The 16,666-nt window shown below is 65.2% G+C and carries 10 protein-coding genes and 1 pseudogene; 7 read left to right on the top strand and 4 right to left on the bottom strand.

Annotated elements, in window-relative coordinates; translation table 11 throughout:
- Positions 1 to 91: 91 nt before the first annotated feature.
- The 3 genes from ACNJYD_RS19425 to nthA are packed head-to-tail and all read right to left on the bottom strand — an operon-like array spanning position 92 to position 1,754.
- Complete coding sequence (locus tag ACNJYD_RS19425; RefSeq protein ID WP_439363026.1) at positions 92 to 469, bottom strand: nitrile hydratase accessory protein; 378 nt, start codon at positions 467 to 469, stop codon at positions 92 to 94.
- A complete protein-coding gene (nthB, locus tag ACNJYD_RS19420) occupies positions 469 to 1,128 on the bottom strand; it encodes a nitrile hydratase subunit beta (RefSeq protein ID WP_212257063.1) in 660 nt (219 codons plus the stop codon). Before nthB ends, ACNJYD_RS19425 begins: the two co-directional genes overlap by 1 nt.
- On the bottom strand, positions 1,125 to 1,754 hold the full coding sequence (gene nthA, locus ACNJYD_RS19415) for a nitrile hydratase subunit alpha (RefSeq protein ID WP_439363025.1): 630 nt from the start codon (positions 1,752 to 1,754) through the stop codon (positions 1,125 to 1,127). The genes nthB and nthA overlap by 4 nt, the downstream gene beginning before the upstream one ends.
- Before the next feature lie 231 nt (positions 1,755 to 1,985).
- Between nthA and ACNJYD_RS19410 the strand changes: the two are divergent.
- The 7 genes and pseudogenes from ACNJYD_RS19410 to ACNJYD_RS19380 form a co-directional block, all read left to right on the top strand.
- A pseudogene (locus ACNJYD_RS19410) lies at positions 1,986 to 2,233 on the top strand (anion permease); the annotation flags it as partial.
- Between the two features lie 233 nt (positions 2,234 to 2,466).
- Positions 2,467 to 3,606: a methionine ABC transporter ATP-binding protein gene (locus ACNJYD_RS19405; protein ID WP_439363024.1), complete on the top strand. Its 1,140-nt coding sequence runs from the start codon at positions 2,467 to 2,469 to the stop codon at positions 3,604 to 3,606.
- Entirely contained in the window at positions 3,596 to 4,261 is a 666-nt protein-coding gene (locus ACNJYD_RS19400; protein ID WP_212257066.1) for a methionine ABC transporter permease, read from the top strand. The genes ACNJYD_RS19405 and ACNJYD_RS19400 overlap by 11 nt, the downstream gene beginning before the upstream one ends.
- Positions 4,262 to 4,453: 192 nt before the next feature.
- Positions 4,454 to 6,772: a TonB-dependent siderophore receptor gene (locus tag ACNJYD_RS19395; protein ID WP_439363023.1), complete on the top strand. Its 2,319-nt coding sequence runs from the start codon at positions 4,454 to 4,456 to the stop codon at positions 6,770 to 6,772.
- A 56-nt stretch (positions 6,773 to 6,828) separates the two neighbouring features.
- Positions 6,829 to 8,121: a siderophore utilization protein FsrB gene (gene fsrB / locus ACNJYD_RS19390; RefSeq protein ID WP_439363022.1), complete on the top strand. Its 1,293-nt coding sequence runs from the start codon at positions 6,829 to 6,831 to the stop codon at positions 8,119 to 8,121.
- Between the two features lie 87 nt (positions 8,122 to 8,208).
- The gene (locus ACNJYD_RS19385) at positions 8,209 to 9,036 is read left to right on the top strand and encodes a hypothetical protein (RefSeq protein ID WP_439363021.1); all 828 of its coding nucleotides are present in this window, start codon (positions 8,209 to 8,211) and stop codon (positions 9,034 to 9,036) included.
- 264 nt (positions 9,037 to 9,300) lie between these two features.
- Positions 9,301 to 12,402: an ATP-binding protein gene (locus tag ACNJYD_RS19380; RefSeq protein WP_439363020.1), complete on the top strand. Its 3,102-nt coding sequence runs from the start codon at positions 9,301 to 9,303 to the stop codon at positions 12,400 to 12,402.
- 33 nt (positions 12,403 to 12,435) lie between these two features.
- On the opposite strand, the gene ACNJYD_RS19375 is transcribed toward ACNJYD_RS19380, so the two are convergent.
- Entirely contained in the window at positions 12,436 to 16,254 is a 3,819-nt protein-coding gene (locus tag ACNJYD_RS19375) for a hypothetical protein (RefSeq protein ID WP_439363019.1), read from the bottom strand.
- Positions 16,255 to 16,666: the final 412 nt, after the last annotated feature.

Raw genomic sequence — 16,666 nt, 5'->3', positions numbered from 1 at the left:
TTGCGCTGATGCGACGAAGCAATCCAGACTGCCGCCGTGGAGGGATTCTGGATTGCTTCGCTGCGCTCGCAGTGACGAACTCAGCGATCAACTACTGAAAATCCTCCTCCCGCAACTCGATCGGCTTGCCGTGCGGCGTGCGATCCGCGGCGTGGTCCCAGGCGTCGCGATAGCGGTGCAGCGTTTCCATCGACGCGACGCCCTTGCGCGCGACGAGGCCCTCCAGCGTGGCGAGCCAGTGCAGATAGTAGGTTTCGCCGGTGTCAGGATCGCCCGCGGCCTGGGCGCGCTTGATCTCGTCGGCGAGTGCTGCGGCCCATTCCGGCCAGGTGAAAACGCCGCGCTCGTGCAGGCTCAAGGCCATCGCGAACGCATGCGCCTCCCAAGGCGCGCGGAACACCGGGCCGTCGTCGTCGCGCGGAATGCTCGGGATCGCTGCCGTCGCCGCGGCCGCAAGTGCGCCGCTCATCACGCCGGATCCAGATAGGGCTCGAACGCGTCGATCGAGACCTTCAGCGTGGGATCGCCGTCCTCGCCCCAGAGATCGCGGCCCTCGAACACCACGGTATAGAGCCATTGCGGGTTCTCGCCGCGCTCCATCGCCGCCGTATCCGGAAACACGTGACAGCCGTGATTCAGCTCGACGACACCGACATGGCCGCGGACATAGCGAGGCAGCCGCGTGTGGGTCGCGGGATGGATGTTCTTCGCCCGCACGCGATCGCCGATCTTGAATTTCGCCGGAGCCGGGGCAGGGCGGTCGAACTTGCCGCGCACCATCACGCGCTCGACGTTGGCGCGGTCGAACGTGCCGTGCTTGAGCGCCTTTGCGGGCTGCATCGCATGGCCGGCAGCGACCTCCTCGCGGGTGAGATAGCCCTTGTCGATCAGCATCTCCTCGAGCCCGAGAAACCATTTCTTGTAATAGGAGCTCGACAGATAGACCTGCGGCGGCAAGGTCTCGCGATAGAAGCGCGAGGTGTCGATGTTGAAGGCGCCGGCCGCGCCCATCGCGCGCACCATGGCCAGCACGCGCGATTCCCATTCCCAGTGAAACATCGGCTCGTTCGGCTCGGGCTCGACCTTGCCGAACCCGTCCATGCCGCCCATGTCGTGCACGCCGTTCACGACGGGGCTCCCGGCGTCTTGGGAAAACCGGTGCCGATCATGGAATCGCGCGTCACGAGCTCGGCGAGCTGCTCCTCGCTCCAGCCTTCCGTGCCGGCGGGGCGCATCGGCAGCACCAGGAAGCGCGTCTCGGCGGTGGAATCCCACACCCGGATCTCCGTGTCCTTCGACAGCGCGACTCCGAAATCGGCGAGCACGCCGCGCGGATCCTTCACCGCACGCGAGCGGTAGGGCGCGGCCTTGTACCAGACCGGCGGCAGCCCGAGCATTTCCCAGGGATAGCAGGAGCACAGCGTGCACACGACCATGTTGTGCCGCTCGGGCGTGTTCTCGACCACGACGAGATGATCGCCGACGCGGCTGACATGGCCGAGCGTGCCGATGGCCTTGGAGCCATCCTCCAGCAGCGCCTTCTTGAACGCCGGATCGGTCCAGGCCTTGGCGACGACGCGCGCGCCATTGTGCGGGCCGATCTTGGTCTCATAGGCCTGGATGATGGCATCGAGCGCAGCCGGCTCGACATAGCCCTTCTCGGTCAGGATCGTCTCGAGTGCGCGCACGCGCAGCTCGGTCTCGGACAGCTCGGAATGGTCGTGATCGTGGTGATGGTCGTGATCGTGGCTCATGGCGCGAAGATAGGCGCAAGGGTCCGTTTCTGTCGAGCGTTCGTTGCAGCCCAATCCGGCCACGTGTTCGTGACGCTGTTGTGCGCTGACATTGCTGTCGGCAACCTGGCGAAGCCATCGCAAAAGATGGTCCAGACGGCCATTGATTGCACCGAGGACAATCCGTATACGCGGCGCAAAGACAAAAGGGCTCCGTCAGGCCGGAACGACGCGACGACAATCGAGGGATCTACTTCGCATGCCACCGCAGTGCTGCCGGTGGGTGCTGGCGGTCGGCTCGGGCATCGCCGACCTACCAGTCACGACGCTGGCCATGCTTTACATGTATTCGCTCGGCCTGATGGCGTGATCTCGCTTCTTACGCACCGGACCTGCGCCGATGTATTTCGGCAGCGGCTATATCCGGAAGGGCAGTTCTGGGCCTTCGGACTGCTCTATTTCGCGGGCACCTGCTGATCGTGCTGCCCTGGCTGAGGGTCTACCGAGCCAGTGTGGAGGCTGATGCGGCGGAGGAATTTTCTGCTTCAGGGAGTGATCGGGAAATCTTCGTCCAACTCCTGCCAAATATCTGAAATTGCAAGAAAGACTGGAAAAGGCGATGGTGCGTGCTGCGGTGCAGCGCGCTCGTTCCGGATCCTCACCGCTGTCTCTCTCCCGTCGCGCGATGCGACTTGGTTCCCGAGCGCGCAACCGGGAACGCGAACTATTGTGCATGAAGGCTGCCTCCATGAATGCCCACCAATCGCTCGCGATCGGACGACCGATCGAAACGCTTGAAGCGATTTCACCCGCGCCGGCGGAGCCCGACGCGATGGTCCGTTTCGCCAATATCTCGAAGACCTATCCAGCCTATCGCGGCAAGCCCGGCGTCAACGCGCTGCAAGACATCGACTTCGCGATACCGCGCGGTTCCATCACAGGCGTGATCGGCCGCTCCGGCGCCGGCAAATCGAGCCTGGTCCGGCTCATCAACGGGCTGGAGAAGCCGACCACGGGCCGCGTGATCGTGGACAACAGGGATATCTCGGCGCTCGCCGGCCGCGAGCTGCGGCTGGCGCAGCGCTCGATCGGCATGATCTTCCAGCATTTCAATCTGCTGTCCTCGCGCACTGCGGCCGACAACATCGCGCTGCCGCTGGAGATCGCCGGCTGGGCCAAGGCCGACATCAAGACCCGCGTCGCCGAGCTGCTCGCACTGGTCGGTATCGCCGACAAGCACGATCGCTATCCTTCCGAACTGTCCGGTGGCCAGAAGCAGCGCGTCGGCATCGCCCGCGCGCTGGCGACGCGGCCGAGCGTGCTGTTGTCGGATGAAGCGACCTCGGCGCTCGATCCGCAGACCACGCGGGCGATCCTCGATCTGCTTGCGAGCATCAACCGCGAGCTCGGGGTGACCATCGTGCTGATCACGCATGAGATGTCCGTGGTGCGCCAGCTCGCCAAGAAGGTGGTGGTGTTAGACGCCGGCCGCGTCGTCGAGAGCGGCCACGTCGCCGACATCTTCACGCATCCCAAACATCCGATTACGCAGTCCTTCCTGGCCGAGGTGATCGGCGACAGCCTGCCGGTGTCGCTGGCGAGCCGGATCGTTTCGGAGCAGCCTGCCGGCGGGCACGCCGTGATCCGGGTCCAGGTGCGCGGGGCAGGGGCCGGCGACACATTGGTGGCCCGGCTCGCGCGCGAGCTTGGGCTCGACGTCGCGCTGCTGTCGGCGCGCATCGACGAGATCGGCGGCCAGCATGTGGGCTCGCTCACGCTCGGACTTCCCGGCGGCGAGGACGCGGTGACGCGGACGCTCGCCTGGCTCTCTCAATATCAATTCTCGGCGGAGCGTCTCGGCTATGTCGCCTGAACTCATCAACCTGATCATCCAGGCCACCTTCGAAAGCCTGTACATGGTCGGCATCGCCGCACTGCTCGGCACCGCCTTCGGCCTGCCGCTCGGCGTGTTCCTGGCCACCAGCCGCAAAGGCGAGCTGTTCGCGGCACCCATCGTCAATCGCGTGCTCGGCATCGTCGTCAATGCGACGCGCTCGACGCCCTTCATCATCCTGGTCGTTGCCATCATCCCGTTCACCCGCCTCGTTGCCGGCACCTCGATCGGCTCGACGGCGGCGATCGTGCCGCTGACGATTGCCTCGACGCCTTTCATCGCGCGCCTCGTCGAGGCTGCGATCCGCGAGGTCGACGGCGGCCTGATCGAGACCGCGTCCTCGTTCGGCGCCTCGCCGCTCCAGATCGTGTTCAAGGTGCTGATCCCGGAGGCGCTGCCGGGACTGCTGCTGGCGCTGACGCTCGCCGTCGTCAGCCTGCTCGGCTACTCCGCGATGGTCGGCGCGGTGGGCGGCGGGGGCCTTGGCGATCTCGGCATCCGCTACGGCTATCAGCGCTTCATGCCGGAGATGATGCTGGCCGTCGTGGTCGTGCTGATCGCCCTGGTGCAGATCGTCCAGAGCGCGGGCGATTACCTGGCACGCCGGGTCAATCGCCGGCTGCGGCATCGCTGAAACATTTCCCGATGTTTCAGACAGGGCGATTCTGCTTCTGCCTGGAAACATTCCAAACTGCGAAGCGCGCCTGAGCGCATTCGTCGCAGGTGCGGCGCACACGTCTGGAGAAATTCTAACGCGGTTCCTATCGCACTCGAAAACCGGCTGAGCTAGGGCGGGGCATCAAAAACGGTACCGGCGAAGCCGGCAGTGCGTGGGGCCTCGAAAGACGTGAGCGACTTTCAATTTTCTTCGCGTGGCGACACGCGTCGTCGACAGATTCAGGTGCTTTTCCTCGGGGCGGTCAGCACATTCTCTCTCGTCATTCCCTTCGCTACCGTGGAGGCGCAGACGCAAATTCCCGCGGTCACCGTCGAAGCGCCGGCGCAGCGCGCCCGTCCTGCGGCCATTGCGTCCTCGCGACGGGCGGCGGCGGCGCGAACCGCACGCGCCAATCGCAGCGGCCCGGCGCAGCAGGCTGCGCCAACGCAGTCGGCGTCATCGAATGGCGCCACAGGCGAACGCGCCAATGGTCCGGTACGCGGTTTTGTCGCCACGCGCAGCGGTACCGCGACCAAGACCGACACACCCCTGATCGAAACGCCGCAGTCGGTGTCCGTCATCACCACCGACCAGGTCAGGAACCAGGGCGCGGTCTCGATCGGCGAGGCCCTACGCTACACCGCCGGCGTCAGCGGCGACGTCAATGGCGGCTCCGACACCCGCTTCGGCGGCCTCCAGATCCGCGGCTTCGACATGACCATGCCGGGCCTCTACGTCGACGGCTTGCGGATTCCCTCCAGCAATTACGTGCATTTCAACGGCCTCGATCCCTATGGGGCCGAGCGGCTCGAGGTGCTCAAGGGCCCGTCCTCCGCGATGTATGGCGGCAGCGGCACCGGCGGCATCCTCAATTACGTGACCAAGCTGCCGACCGCGCAGCAGTTCGGCGAGGTCTCGATCTCCGGCGGCAGCTTCAACCGCTATCAGGGCCAGTTCGACATGGGCGGCCCCGCCAACAAGGAAGGCACCGTGCTGTGGCGCCTGACCGGCGTCGTGCGCGACGGCGAAACCCAGGTCGACTTCAGCAAGGACAATCGCGTCTTCATCGCGCCCGCCGTCACCTTCAAGCCGAACGAGGACACCACCATCACCTTGCTCGCCAACTACCAGAGGGATCGGGCAGGGTGGGGCCTCCAGTTCCTGCCGGCCTCGGGCACGGTGTGGCCGAACAACGGCCGCACCATCCCGGTCTCGTTCTTCGCGGGCGTGCCGAGCTTCGACGCGTTCAACACCGAGATCGCAACAATCGGCTACCAGCTCTCGCACGATTTCACCGACTACCTCACGTTCCGTCAGAACCTGCGCTACGCCTATCAGCACAACGAGGAAAAGGTGTTCTACGGCGGCGGCTATGCCGATGAAGCCGCGGGGCAGCTCGCGCGCTATGGCAGCTACAGCAACTCCTACATCAATTCCTTCGCCGTCGATAATCAGCTCCAGGGCAAGTTCACCACCGGCATTCTCAGCCACACCACGCTGGTCGGCGTCGACTACCGCAACACGTCCTTCCGCGACACCGCCTATGGCGTGACGACCTCGTCTCCGACGATCGACGTCTTCAATCCGGTGTACAGCTACGACTATGCCGTGGACGGCCTGCCGAGCGACAAGACCGGCGTCAAGCAGTCGCAGGTGGGAGTTTACGCGCAGGATCAGATCAAGCTCGGCCGGCTCTCGTTCCAGCTCGGCGGCCGCCAGGATTTCGTGACGACGCAGGTCGACAACGGCATCTTCAACACCACGGTCGCGAAGGACGCCTCGGCCTTCACCGGCCGCGCCGCCGTGATGTACAATTTCGACAACGGCATCGCGCCCTATTTCAGCTACTCGGAATCGTTTTTGCCGCTGCTCGCGACCGGATTTGGCGGACAGATGCTCAGTCCCGAGACCGGCGTCCAATACGAGGTCGGCGTCAAGTACCAGCCGATCGGCTGGAACGCGCTGTTCACCTTCGCCGCCTTCGACCTGACGCGTGACAACCTCGCTGTGTACGTGCCTGCAGCCACCTTTTACGAACAGATCGGCCAGGTGAAGTCGCGCGGCATCGAGCTCGAAGGCACGATGTCGCTCGCCGACGGCTGGAACCTGCGCGCGGCCTATGCCTATGTCGACGCCATGGTCACGCAGGATCCGGTCAACGTCGGCAAGGCGCCGGTCACCGTGCCGCTCAACCGCGCTTCGCTGTGGAGCGACTACACGCTGCAGAACGGACCGCTCGCGGGCCTGCAGTTCGGCGGCGGCATCCGCTATGTCGGCGCGACCTGGGGCGACGACGCCAACACCTTCAAGGTGGGCGCCTCGACCGTGCTGGACGCGCTGCTGGCCTACACCCATGACAATTGGCGCCTGTCGCTGAACGTGACCAACCTGGCCGACACGCGCTACGTCGCTGCGTGCTACAGCCTGGCGGGCTGCTTCTATGCCGAGGGACGCAAGGCGATCGGCAAGCTGACTTATCGCTGGTGAAATCAAAGACGGTCCGGCACCCGGGGGCCGGAGCCGCTGGATGAGAGTGGAAGACGATGAGAGCGATATTCGGCAGGCTGCATCGCTGGGCTGGACTGCTCACGGCCGGATTCCTGTTCTTCTCCGGCATCACCGGCGCGATCATCTCCTGGGATCACGAGATCGACGACGTCCTGAACAGCCATCTGTTCGATGTCTCGACGAAGGGGCCGGCCATTCCCTCGCTCGAGCTCGCCAAGATGATCGAGCAGCGTGATCCCCGCGCGCGCGTCGTCTACCTCTTCATGACGCCGGAGCAGGGCCACTCGCTGTGGTTCTTCGTCATGCCGCGGATCGATCCCGCGACGGGCAAGCGTTACCCGCTCGACTACAATCAGGTCTTCCTCGATCCCAACACCGGCGCGGAGCTTGGCCGGCGCTATTGGGGGGCGGTGTGGCCCGTCACGCGGGAAAACTTCGTCTCGTTTCTCTACAAGCTGCACTACACGATGCACATTCCGGAATTCTGGGGCAGCGACCGCTGGGGCATGCGCGTGCTCGGCATCATCGCCATCATCTGGACCATCGATTGCTTCGTCGGCTTCTACCTGACGCTGCCCTCGCGCCGGCGCGCCAAGGCGGCGCGGGCGCCCGAGGTCGCGCGCCGGCTCGAGCGCGGCTTCTGGGCGCGCTGGGCGCCGGCCTGGACCATCAAGACCTCAGGGAGCGCCTACCGGATCAACTTCGACATTCACCGCGCTTTCAGCCTGTGGACCTGGGGTGTGCTGTTCATCATCGCCTTCACGGCGTTCTCGCTGAACCTCTATTTCGAGGTGTTCTCGCCGCTGATGAAGATGGTGTCGAACTACACGCCGACGCCCTATGAGCAGCGGCCGTACCGCGATCTCGACGATCCCATCGAGCCCAAGGTCACCTTCGCCGACATCGCCGCGCGCGCCGCGGCCGACGGCAAGGCGCGCGGGTGGACCGTCCCGGTCGGGTCGATCAATTACGGCCCGGCCCATGGCGTCTATGCCGCCGCCTTCTTCCACCCCGGCGACGATCACGGCGCCGGCGGCGTCGGCCCGGCGCAGCTCTATTACGACAGCGAGGACGGCCGTCCCATCGGCGAGCGACTGCCCTGGGTCGGCACCGCCGCCGACATCTTCGTGCAGGCGCAGTTTCCGCTGCATTCGGGCCGCATCGTCGGATTGTTCGGGCGCATCCTGATCTCGGTGATGGGCCTCGTGGTCGCCGCGCTCTCGGTCACCGGCGTCGTGATCTGGTGGCGCAAGCGCCGCGCCCGGGTTCGCGTGCGCGAGACCGCGGCCCTGCGGCTGAACCGGCAGCAACTCACGCCGGCAGAGTAGGGCACCCGCGTTCTGCCAGCGGATGAACCTTCGCACCCGGCGTCGGCACAAAGATGGGAGATCGCTCTCCAGTCTTCCGGAATTGCAATGAGATTGCCTGCCTTGCTCTGCCTGCTCGTCCTGGCCGCGCCTGCCCGTGCTGCCGCGCCCGAGCAGCACTATCTCGACCTGCGCGACCGCTACATCGCAAAATTTTCCAGCGCCACGGAGAGCGACGAGATCTACAAGCAGCATGATGCGGCCCTGAAGGAGCTGGCCGGCGTGCTGCGCGGCCTGGTCGGTCCGGTCGCGATCAAGGGGCTCCCGGCCGAGGGCAAGTCCAACGTCGATACGCTGTTCAAGAGCGACATCGGCTTCGGCCATCTCGACGGGCTGAGCTTCGCTTCCGAAGGCGACAAGATGCAGGCCGTGGTGACCACGACCGGGCTGCTCAGGCACTGGCTGGGCGAGCATCGCGAGGACGGCATGCCGCTGGAGAGCGGCGCAGCGTTGAAATCCGACCGCTTCTATTATTATGCGATCCAGGACGCCGCCTTCGCGATCTATGCGGAGCTGCCGATCACCAAGCCGGCAAGGGCGAGCGTCGCAGCCGCTGTGCTCGGCGTGCGCGGCAATGGCGACCTCAAGGGTCCCCCGGACGAAATCGACGTCGTCGCGATCCAGGGCGACAAGGTCTATTTCCTCGCGGCAACGGAGGCCGTGAAGACCGCCCCGATCCCGGCCTGCGAGAAGGTCTGGAAGCAGATGATGGCAAAGCCCGTCGACAAGAAGGATCCGCGCGGCGAGATGACCCGCGAAGACAAGGCGATGACCGCCTTCACTTCGTGCTTCGCCAAGGAAGCCCCGAGCCAGAGCTGGTATGCGGCCGCCGTCAAGAAGGCGCAGAGCCAGTTGGAGCGGCTGCCGCTTCCCTAGAACGCCAGCTCAAGATCCTCCACCTTGATACTCCGCCTTGGCCTGTGCCGGCGAGGCGGCCGACGCGCCGTCCGGCAAAGGGCAAGACATGAGATTTTTGAGCAAGTTAGACCGATAAGCGCCGTGTTCGGCGGATGCAATCCGCGAGCTTCCACTTGCGGGTTAGGCGAGATACTATGGCCTTTTGTCATACTTGCTGCATCCGGTCTGGCACCAGCTGGGGACCGTTCTTGCGGTTCGTCAACGATTTGGCTGCGATTGACGATGAGTACGCAAACCCGCGATCCAAAAGGCGAACGTCATCGATTGACGGTGCTGTTCTCTGACCTTGTGGGGTCCACGGCCCTGGGCAGAGATGTCGAGTCCGAGCACCTTTCCGAGCTCCTCAGCCAATTGCGGCAGATCTGGCATCGCGCGGTGGCGAAGCACGGCGGTCACATCATCAGAACACAGGGAGACGGTGCCCTCGCTATTTTCGGCCATCCCCAGTCGGGCGAGGACGACGGTCGTCGTGCTGCGGAAGCAGCGCTCGATATTCACCAATGGGTCGGGCAGCTGCGCCACGATGGCGTGTCGCCGGCGCTGATGCCGCTGCGAATGCATTCGGGTATCCATGCCGGCACCGTGCTCCTGACCCAAGGCGACATCGAGTCCGGCCGGTATGACCTGATCGGCGATGTCGTAAACACGGCGGCGCACCTGTCGCGTCACGCCGGTCCGGATCAGATCCTCGCCAGCCTCGATGCCCTTGGGCCGCACGCCAACTTCTTCGAGCTCGGTGCCCACCTCCCATCGGGAGGGATTTCCGGAATGCCGCAGGCGAGGCTGGTGCTGAGACGAAGCACGGCGACCCGACGCTTCGAGGCAACCGCGCGCCGCGGCTTGACACCCTTCATCGGTCGCAACGAGGTATTCGGCTTCCTGACACGCTTTCTGAGCGAGGCACCTCCGCCCGCGCAACGCTGCACGGTCGTCGTGGGCGGCCCCGGCCTCGGCAAGACACGCCTTCTGGAAGAAGTGCTGGAGCACGTCGGCACCGAGCGCTTCAGGCTGCTGCGGGGCAGTTGCGAGAGTTATGTCGGTGCCGAGGTTCTGCAACCGTTCCTGCAAATGCTGCGCTCCGCTCTCGGAATAGGCCCGGATGCTTCCATCGTTGAGGCCAAGGAGACCGCGCGCACGGCTCTGGAGCCATGGGCCGCCCAGCTCGGCCCGCATGCAGAATCGATCCTCGCTCTGGCGTCGGCCGGCGCCGATGCGCGCGGCGGCCGCATCACCGTCGACGGCGTCGTCGGCGATCTCCTCGCGTTCTTCACCGGCCTGTCGGCGCAGGGCCCGCTGGTGCTGGTGATCGACGATTGGCAATGGTCCGACGATGCAAGCCGCCAATTGCTCCAGGCCTTGCTGGAATTGCCCAACGGACCTCGTGTCATCCTCGCCAGCCGGCCACGCGAGGACGGCACCGAATGGATTTCAGGCGCGCCGCACCTGCTCCTCGAACCGTTTCAGGGGCCCGAAACCGACCTTGCCGTACGCCGCTGGGTGCCGCAGGCCGATCCGTTCCTCGTCGCGCGCATCCACGCCTACGCGGGCGGGGTGCCGTTGTTCATCGAAGAGCTCTGCCATTCCATCGCCGCCAACGATCCTGCTTCATTCGAAGCGCGCAGCAAACAGGGCTGGATCGCAACACTGGTCGCCTCGCGCCTGGCACGCCTGCCGTCCGATGAGGCGAAGGTGGTCCGCGCCGCGGCCGTCATCGGCAACACCGTGCCGCACGGGTTGCTGGTTTCGGCCTGCGGCAGCGAACCCGACCCGGCCATCGTGCGGGCATTGGCCGATGCGGACTTTCTCTATGCCGATCCAGGGGGCGACGTCCTGCGCTTCAAGCACGGCATCACGCGCGACGCGGTCTACGACAGCATTGGCTTGCACGAGCGTCAGGCATTGCACAAGCGGATCGAAGCCACCTTGCTGGCGCGGTCCGAGCAGGCTGATCGCGAGGACGCGATGGAAGCTCTGGCCTATCATTCGCGCGGCGCAGGTCATTGGGAAAGCGCCGCCCGCTATGCCGAACGCGCCGGCGACAAGGCCATGGCTGCATTCGCGCTCGATCGTGCCAGTGCGCAGTACCAGGTCGCCATGCAAGCGCTGGATCGCGTGCCGGATCGCTCCCGCGAGCAATCGCTGCGCTGGTGCTTGCTGGCCAATAAGCTTGGTATGGCCAACATCTTCGACCCGCTGTCGCTGACCGACGATACGTCCGTGTTCGAACGCGCGGTTGCGATCGCGTCCTCCCTCGGCGAGACCGCCGCGATGGCGAGCGCCTATGAATGGCTCGGCTACATGTGCTACGGGTTCGGCCGCTTCCGGGACGCTGTGACACACACGCGGACGGCACTGGAATTGGCGCGCAAGCTCGGTGATCATCGCCTGATCGCCCAGATCGAAGCAACGCTCGGGCAAATTCTGGCCGCAAGCTGTCAGTACGACGAAGCCATCGCCCTGATCGACGCTGCCATTTCGACCAAGCAGCAGCGCACCCGGCGGCATGGCGCGATATCCTTCGGAGCGGCCTACGCGCTGTCGTGCAAGGGCGGCATCCTCGCCGATCGCGGCGATTTCGACGGTGCCCACGCATGTTTCCGCGAAGCCATGGCCCTGGTCGAAGGCTCGACCCATCCGGTCGTCAATTCCGTACGCAACTGGATTGCGGTCGCGCTGAACTGGCAGGGCCGCTGGCGCGAGGCGGAGCAGCTTGCCGTCGAAGGGGCGCGCATCGCCGAGAACACCCGCAGTCTGCTGCTGCTGGCGGATTGCCGGGCCGCCTCGGGATTTGCCCGCTGGTCGGCGACCGCCGACGCCGATGGCTTGCTGCAGCTGCGCAACGCCGCGGAATGGATGGAGCGGCGCAATTTTCAATTCTACACGTCGGTTCAATATAGCTGGCTCGTCGAGGCGGCGACGGCCGAAGGCGACGTCGAGACGGCACGGCGATATGCCGCCCATGTCCTGCGCCGCGCGCGCGAAGGCGAGCGGCTGGGCGAGGCGGCAGCGTGCCGCTCGCTGGCGAGGCTCGCAGCCCGGCGCCAGGATCTTAGCCTCAGCGAACGCTGGTTGCAGCGGGCCGAGGCTTCCGCAGGCTGGCGCGGTTCGCTGCGCGATGCGGCCCTGAACCTGGCCCTGCGCGGCGAGCTTCTCGCGGGGCAGGGCCAGGGCGAGGCGGCCCGCCAGACCATGATGGAAGCCGCCGAGAAACTCAAGGCGCTCGGCATGCACTGGCATGCGGAGCAGGCGATCCGGCTCTTCATCGGCACACCCGTCGTCTACGCCAACGATCAACTCGGTCGTGCTCAGCCTTGTGCCGTCTAGTCGCTGCGCCGCCTGTCTTGAACGGCTCTAAATTTAGCGCAGAGCTGGACTCGGCGGCGCGGGAACCCTTCCGTCCATCGTCAGGCTCATTGGAATGGGGCCGGCCCGCAAGGGTAGCGGCGTCTCCACCAATGCGCTGAAGAAACCCAGCATCACTGCCAATGCCGGATCTGCTCCGGGACATGAATGCGTGGGATGCCCCGCGACCCTGCGGTTGCCGCCGAAAGCGTGATAGAGGTCCTGACGACCTTCGGCGAGATTTTGCTGGGTGGCGGAGACCGCGCCGGCGACGATGACGTCCCCCGGCCTGACCTCGACACCTCCGATGGTTTGCGAAACGACGGCTGTCCGCCAGATCAGTTCGGGCACCGCGCGAAGCTGCATCGCGGGGATGAAGTCGTCTCTCAGGCGGTTGAGGGCGTCCATGTAGTTCTTTGCCTCCGTGCCGGCATAGCGAGCGCGCAACGCCCATAGCGTTCCTTCGCGCAGCCATTCGTTCAATATCCTGCGCAGGTTGCCGTCGACGGTCGGAATGAAGCCCATCATGGCGCCGGCGATGGTACGAGCCACGAACGGAATGTCGCCGGTGCCTCGCGGCGAATTGTAAACCGCCTTCGTCACGGGTCCGCTCGTCGGCCCGAACTGCGTCAGGAAACTCTCCATGGCGCGGCGCGCAGCGTCGCCATGTGCCGCGCCGATCGCCTCCACCGTCGTGTTCGGGTGGGGCTGGAAGATGTAGCGCGAAGGGGAGAGGAAATGGCCGGGATAACCGGGCGGCTCGCCTGGCTTCCAATCCCAGCGGTAGCCGATGCGGCGGAAATGCCCCCCGTCTTCGCTCAACCCGAACCACGCTTCGCAGAAGGCGGCGAGCAGCGGATCCACCAATTCGTGCACGTCGACGGTCAGTTCCCAGCTCGCTTCGCCGTCGCTAGCGGCATAGTCAATCATCTGCTTGACCATGAAGCCCAGCACCTTCTGTGTGACTGTGCGCGCCAGCTCGAATGCGGCGGGTTGGTCAAGGGCCATGATCGCAGCGTTGCAGGCTGCGGATTCCTGCTCATAGACCTGGTCAGGCTGTCCGGCGTCGCGGCCAAGATAGAGGATGCCGAACGACCGCAGCATGCGGGGAAGGTAGCCGGTGATGGTCAGCTTGGTGTCGGAATCGGCAAAGACCTGGTAGACCATCTCGCGGTCGGCGACCAAGACACCGAAGGGCGTGCGGAGCGCGCCGCCGTGGCGCTCGCGGATCGCAGCCCAGATCGACGCGTTGACGAAATGCGAGGCCGAATCCGGATCTTCGAGCGCCGTCTTCCATGCGGCCATCGCCGCGGCTTCGCCCTGCCGGCTCTCGATCAGGCGTAGACGCGCGATCTCCTTTTCCCCCTGATCGACGCTCCACGTCACCGCCGGTTTGTGCCCCTGGCTCGCCGCCCATTGCTGCAGGTCGGCAAGCGCCTTCTTGGATGGCGCGAAGAAATACGCTCCCCATTCCAGACGCACGAAGGGACGGGGTTCGTCGTGGAGGCGGTCCGAGCCGTCCAGCGCCACGCGAATGGTTTGGCCTCCATGCTCGAAACGGAAATGTCGGAGCCGGCCAGGCTCGGCGAGGCCGAGGAAAGGATCGCTTACCCCCGAGGACGACCCCGAGCTGTTGCCGCCGGCCAGCCAGCTCTGCACCACCTCGAACTGCTCGCCGAGGCTGGCATTGTAGGCCATGAAAACCAGGCCGCGTTCTGGTTGCGGAGCGGATTTGGCGGCTTGCGCGTCGACGGGCGGACCGTAGGACATGCCGCGCCTGACGATCCGTGGGGGCCTGGCGCCGGCATCCGCCTTGGTGATCGAGAGGCGCGGATTGGCGCGCCGTATGTGCGCGTGAAACGGGCACAGTTGGGCCTGCGGATCGGCGTCGTAGTTGAAGTCGTTGTAGCCTTTGTCAGGGGGCGGAGTAGGGGTCAGGGGTTGGCCGGCCTGGGGATGGCCCGTCGGCCAGCGTCCCATCATCTTGGCCATCAACATCTCGCGCGTCAGGGCAGGTGCGTCCGGTCCGGCCGTCTCGGTCGCCTGTCGCGTCGCGCGGCACAGGACGTCCTCGAGCTGCTCGACATCCTGTCGCAGCTTGCGCAGCGCCATGAAGCTGCCGTCGCGGAGCATTGCGTGAGCACGATTGGTCGCGTCGCCGAGCGGCGCTGTCTCGTCGGCGAGGTTGGGGTAGCCGCACAGAATCTCGCCAAGATGCACCCGATTGGAATAGACCTCGCCGGCCTCGCTCGCGTCCAGCACCGGGTTCGAACTGCCATCGGCGAAACCAAAATGGTCCTTCATGTTCTCAGAGGACCCAACACGTTGCCGCTGCATCCACTGAATCGACAGCGGCCTGACGCCTGGATCCACCTCGACCAGGCGGTTCATTTCGGCCATCAACGGTTTTCTCGCGTCCGCCGCCGTCTGCGGGTCCTTGTTCGGGTCCTTGGTCAGCAGGCGAAGCTGAAGGACGGCATGGACGGAGCTCATGCTGATGCGCGGCGCCGGGGCGCCTTCGGGCAGGTCCGGCGCGTTGATCCCGAGCGCCCAGTTGCTGGCCGGAAGGCGCCATCGCTGGGGGTGATTCCAGCGCACGTCGCCGAGCAGGCCGGCGCGTCTTTCCATGCCCTGCACAAACTCTTCCGGCAGTGTGCGAACCTCTTCGTCCGACAGGCCGGCCTGACGCAGCCCCTCGACTGTGAATGCGATGTTGCTGACGATCTGCCCCGGTGTCAGAACGTCGGCCGCGGACGTCACCTGCAGGACGTCGAGAAATGCCGCCAGCGCGGCCGGATTGGCGAACTGCAATAGCAGCAGGCAGCCGTGATCCGAAGCGGGGTAGGCGGAGAGAATCCCGCCCTGCACGTTGCGGCGATCCTGCAACGGCGATTGGGGCGGCAGGGCGAGCGGCAGCTTCTGTCGCACCGGCGCCATGTCGGGCGGGGTCATCAACCAGTGCAGGGCTTCTTCATAGCGCCGGCTGGCGCGTTTGACGCCTTCCGCATAGGCGGGGGTGTTGATCATGGTGACGAATTCCGGCAGCAGCTCATGGGCGGCCCGATGCAGAACCACTCCGTCATGCGTCCCCGGCGGATAGAAGTCGGCCAGACGGTAGAGCCCCGCCAGCGCAAGGATGCCGTGGCGAAAGGCAGGCCGGCCGGCCGCTTCGGGGGTGAGCGGTTCGCTGAAGCCGGCATTGGTCGGATCGACGCCCTGGAATACCGAGCGTCGCGCAATCTCTTCCGGCGACGGAATCCTCATCTGCGTGACGATCTGATCGGCGCCTGCGCCCGAGGCGCGCCGATAGACCCGCTCCTCCATGCGCAGGAAGCGCGTGTCGTCCACGGTCAGGTCGGGTGTGGCATACAGGAAATAGGCTTCGGTCTGCCTGCTCTTGAGCCAGATACCCCAGTTCTCGTAGGTGTTCTCGTGCCCGAGCACGTAGCCATCGGTATTGCAGAAGATGAGGTCGAGCAGCCGGGCGGCCTTCTGCCAGATGACGCGGACATAGGCTTCCCAGGAGCCGTCGAACGTCGCGGTCAGCAGCACGTAGTCCACGGCATCGACGGAATCGTCCTCGGGTTCGAGCACGGCGATGCCGACCGAATGGATCCGTCCGACGCGATCCACGGAATCGGTCAGCACGCGGGCGAGCTCGTATTCATACGCATTGGCGCGACCGCTATTCAGCGCCCGCAATACATATTTGACGCGGGTCTTGTACGTGGTCGCATCCAGGGAGGGCACGAACCCCTTCTTGATCGGAGCCATCACCCTGAAATCGGACGTGCCGGCCATGCTGCCGGTCTTGATGGTCAAATCACGACGCATATCTCTGGCTCCCCCGGGTCGCACGCGGGCTGGAGGCGCCTTCGCGCCTGGGCCCGGCAACCGAAACGTGTTTCGTTATGCAACGCTATTTGAGAATAGTGCGGCTCTCGGCCGTTCAATTGTATGAACTGGCCCACACTCTCCGAACTTTCGGGCGCGGCGCGCAGGCGGAAGTTTCGCCGGAGCAATGCAATCAGGTAGCCTGCGAGAGCGGCATAGGTTTGAGCCCGGGAAGGGGCCGCAATCGGGCTCGCGCGCGAGCTGGCGGTGCAGCTCACAGGCCGTGCAGACAGCGGTCGGCATCCATATTCCTGATTCGCATAAGGTATATTATGGAATATCTTTATCTACAATCAGATCAATAGTTTAGCCAAAACTCCTCCAACGGTATCTCCACTTGAGCGCTGGTTGC

The organism is Bradyrhizobium sp. SPXBL-02 (assembly GCF_051853065.1).
Lineage (GTDB): Bacteria > Pseudomonadota > Alphaproteobacteria > Rhizobiales > Xanthobacteraceae > Bradyrhizobium.
Note: the sequence above shows the minus strand (reverse complement) of the source record. Positions and strands in the feature narration are given on the sequence as shown.

Excerpts from the sequence above, each read along its gene's own strand:
- ACNJYD_RS19425 (WP_439363026.1), bottom strand. The coding sequence starts at position 469 with ATGAGCGGCGCACTTGCGGCCGCGGCGACGGCAGCGATCCCGAGCATT.
- nthA (WP_439363025.1), bottom strand. The coding sequence starts at position 1,754 with ATGAGCCACGATCACGACCATCACCACGATCACGACCATTCCGAGCTG.
- ACNJYD_RS19405 (WP_439363024.1), top strand. The coding sequence starts at position 2,467 with ATGAAGGCTGCCTCCATGAATGCCCACCAATCGCTCGCGATCGGACGA.
- ACNJYD_RS19400 (WP_212257066.1), top strand. The coding sequence starts at position 3,596 with ATGTCGCCTGAACTCATCAACCTGATCATCCAGGCCACCTTCGAAAGC.
- fsrB (WP_439363022.1), top strand. The coding sequence starts at position 6,829 with ATGAGAGCGATATTCGGCAGGCTGCATCGCTGGGCTGGACTGCTCACG.
- ACNJYD_RS19385 (WP_439363021.1), top strand. The coding sequence starts at position 8,209 with ATGAGATTGCCTGCCTTGCTCTGCCTGCTCGTCCTGGCCGCGCCTGCC.
- ACNJYD_RS19380 (WP_439363020.1), top strand. The coding sequence starts at position 9,301 with ATGAGTACGCAAACCCGCGATCCAAAAGGCGAACGTCATCGATTGACG.
- ACNJYD_RS19375 (WP_439363019.1), bottom strand. The coding sequence starts at position 16,254 with ATGCGTCGTGATTTGACCATCAAGACCGGCAGCATGGCCGGCACGTCC.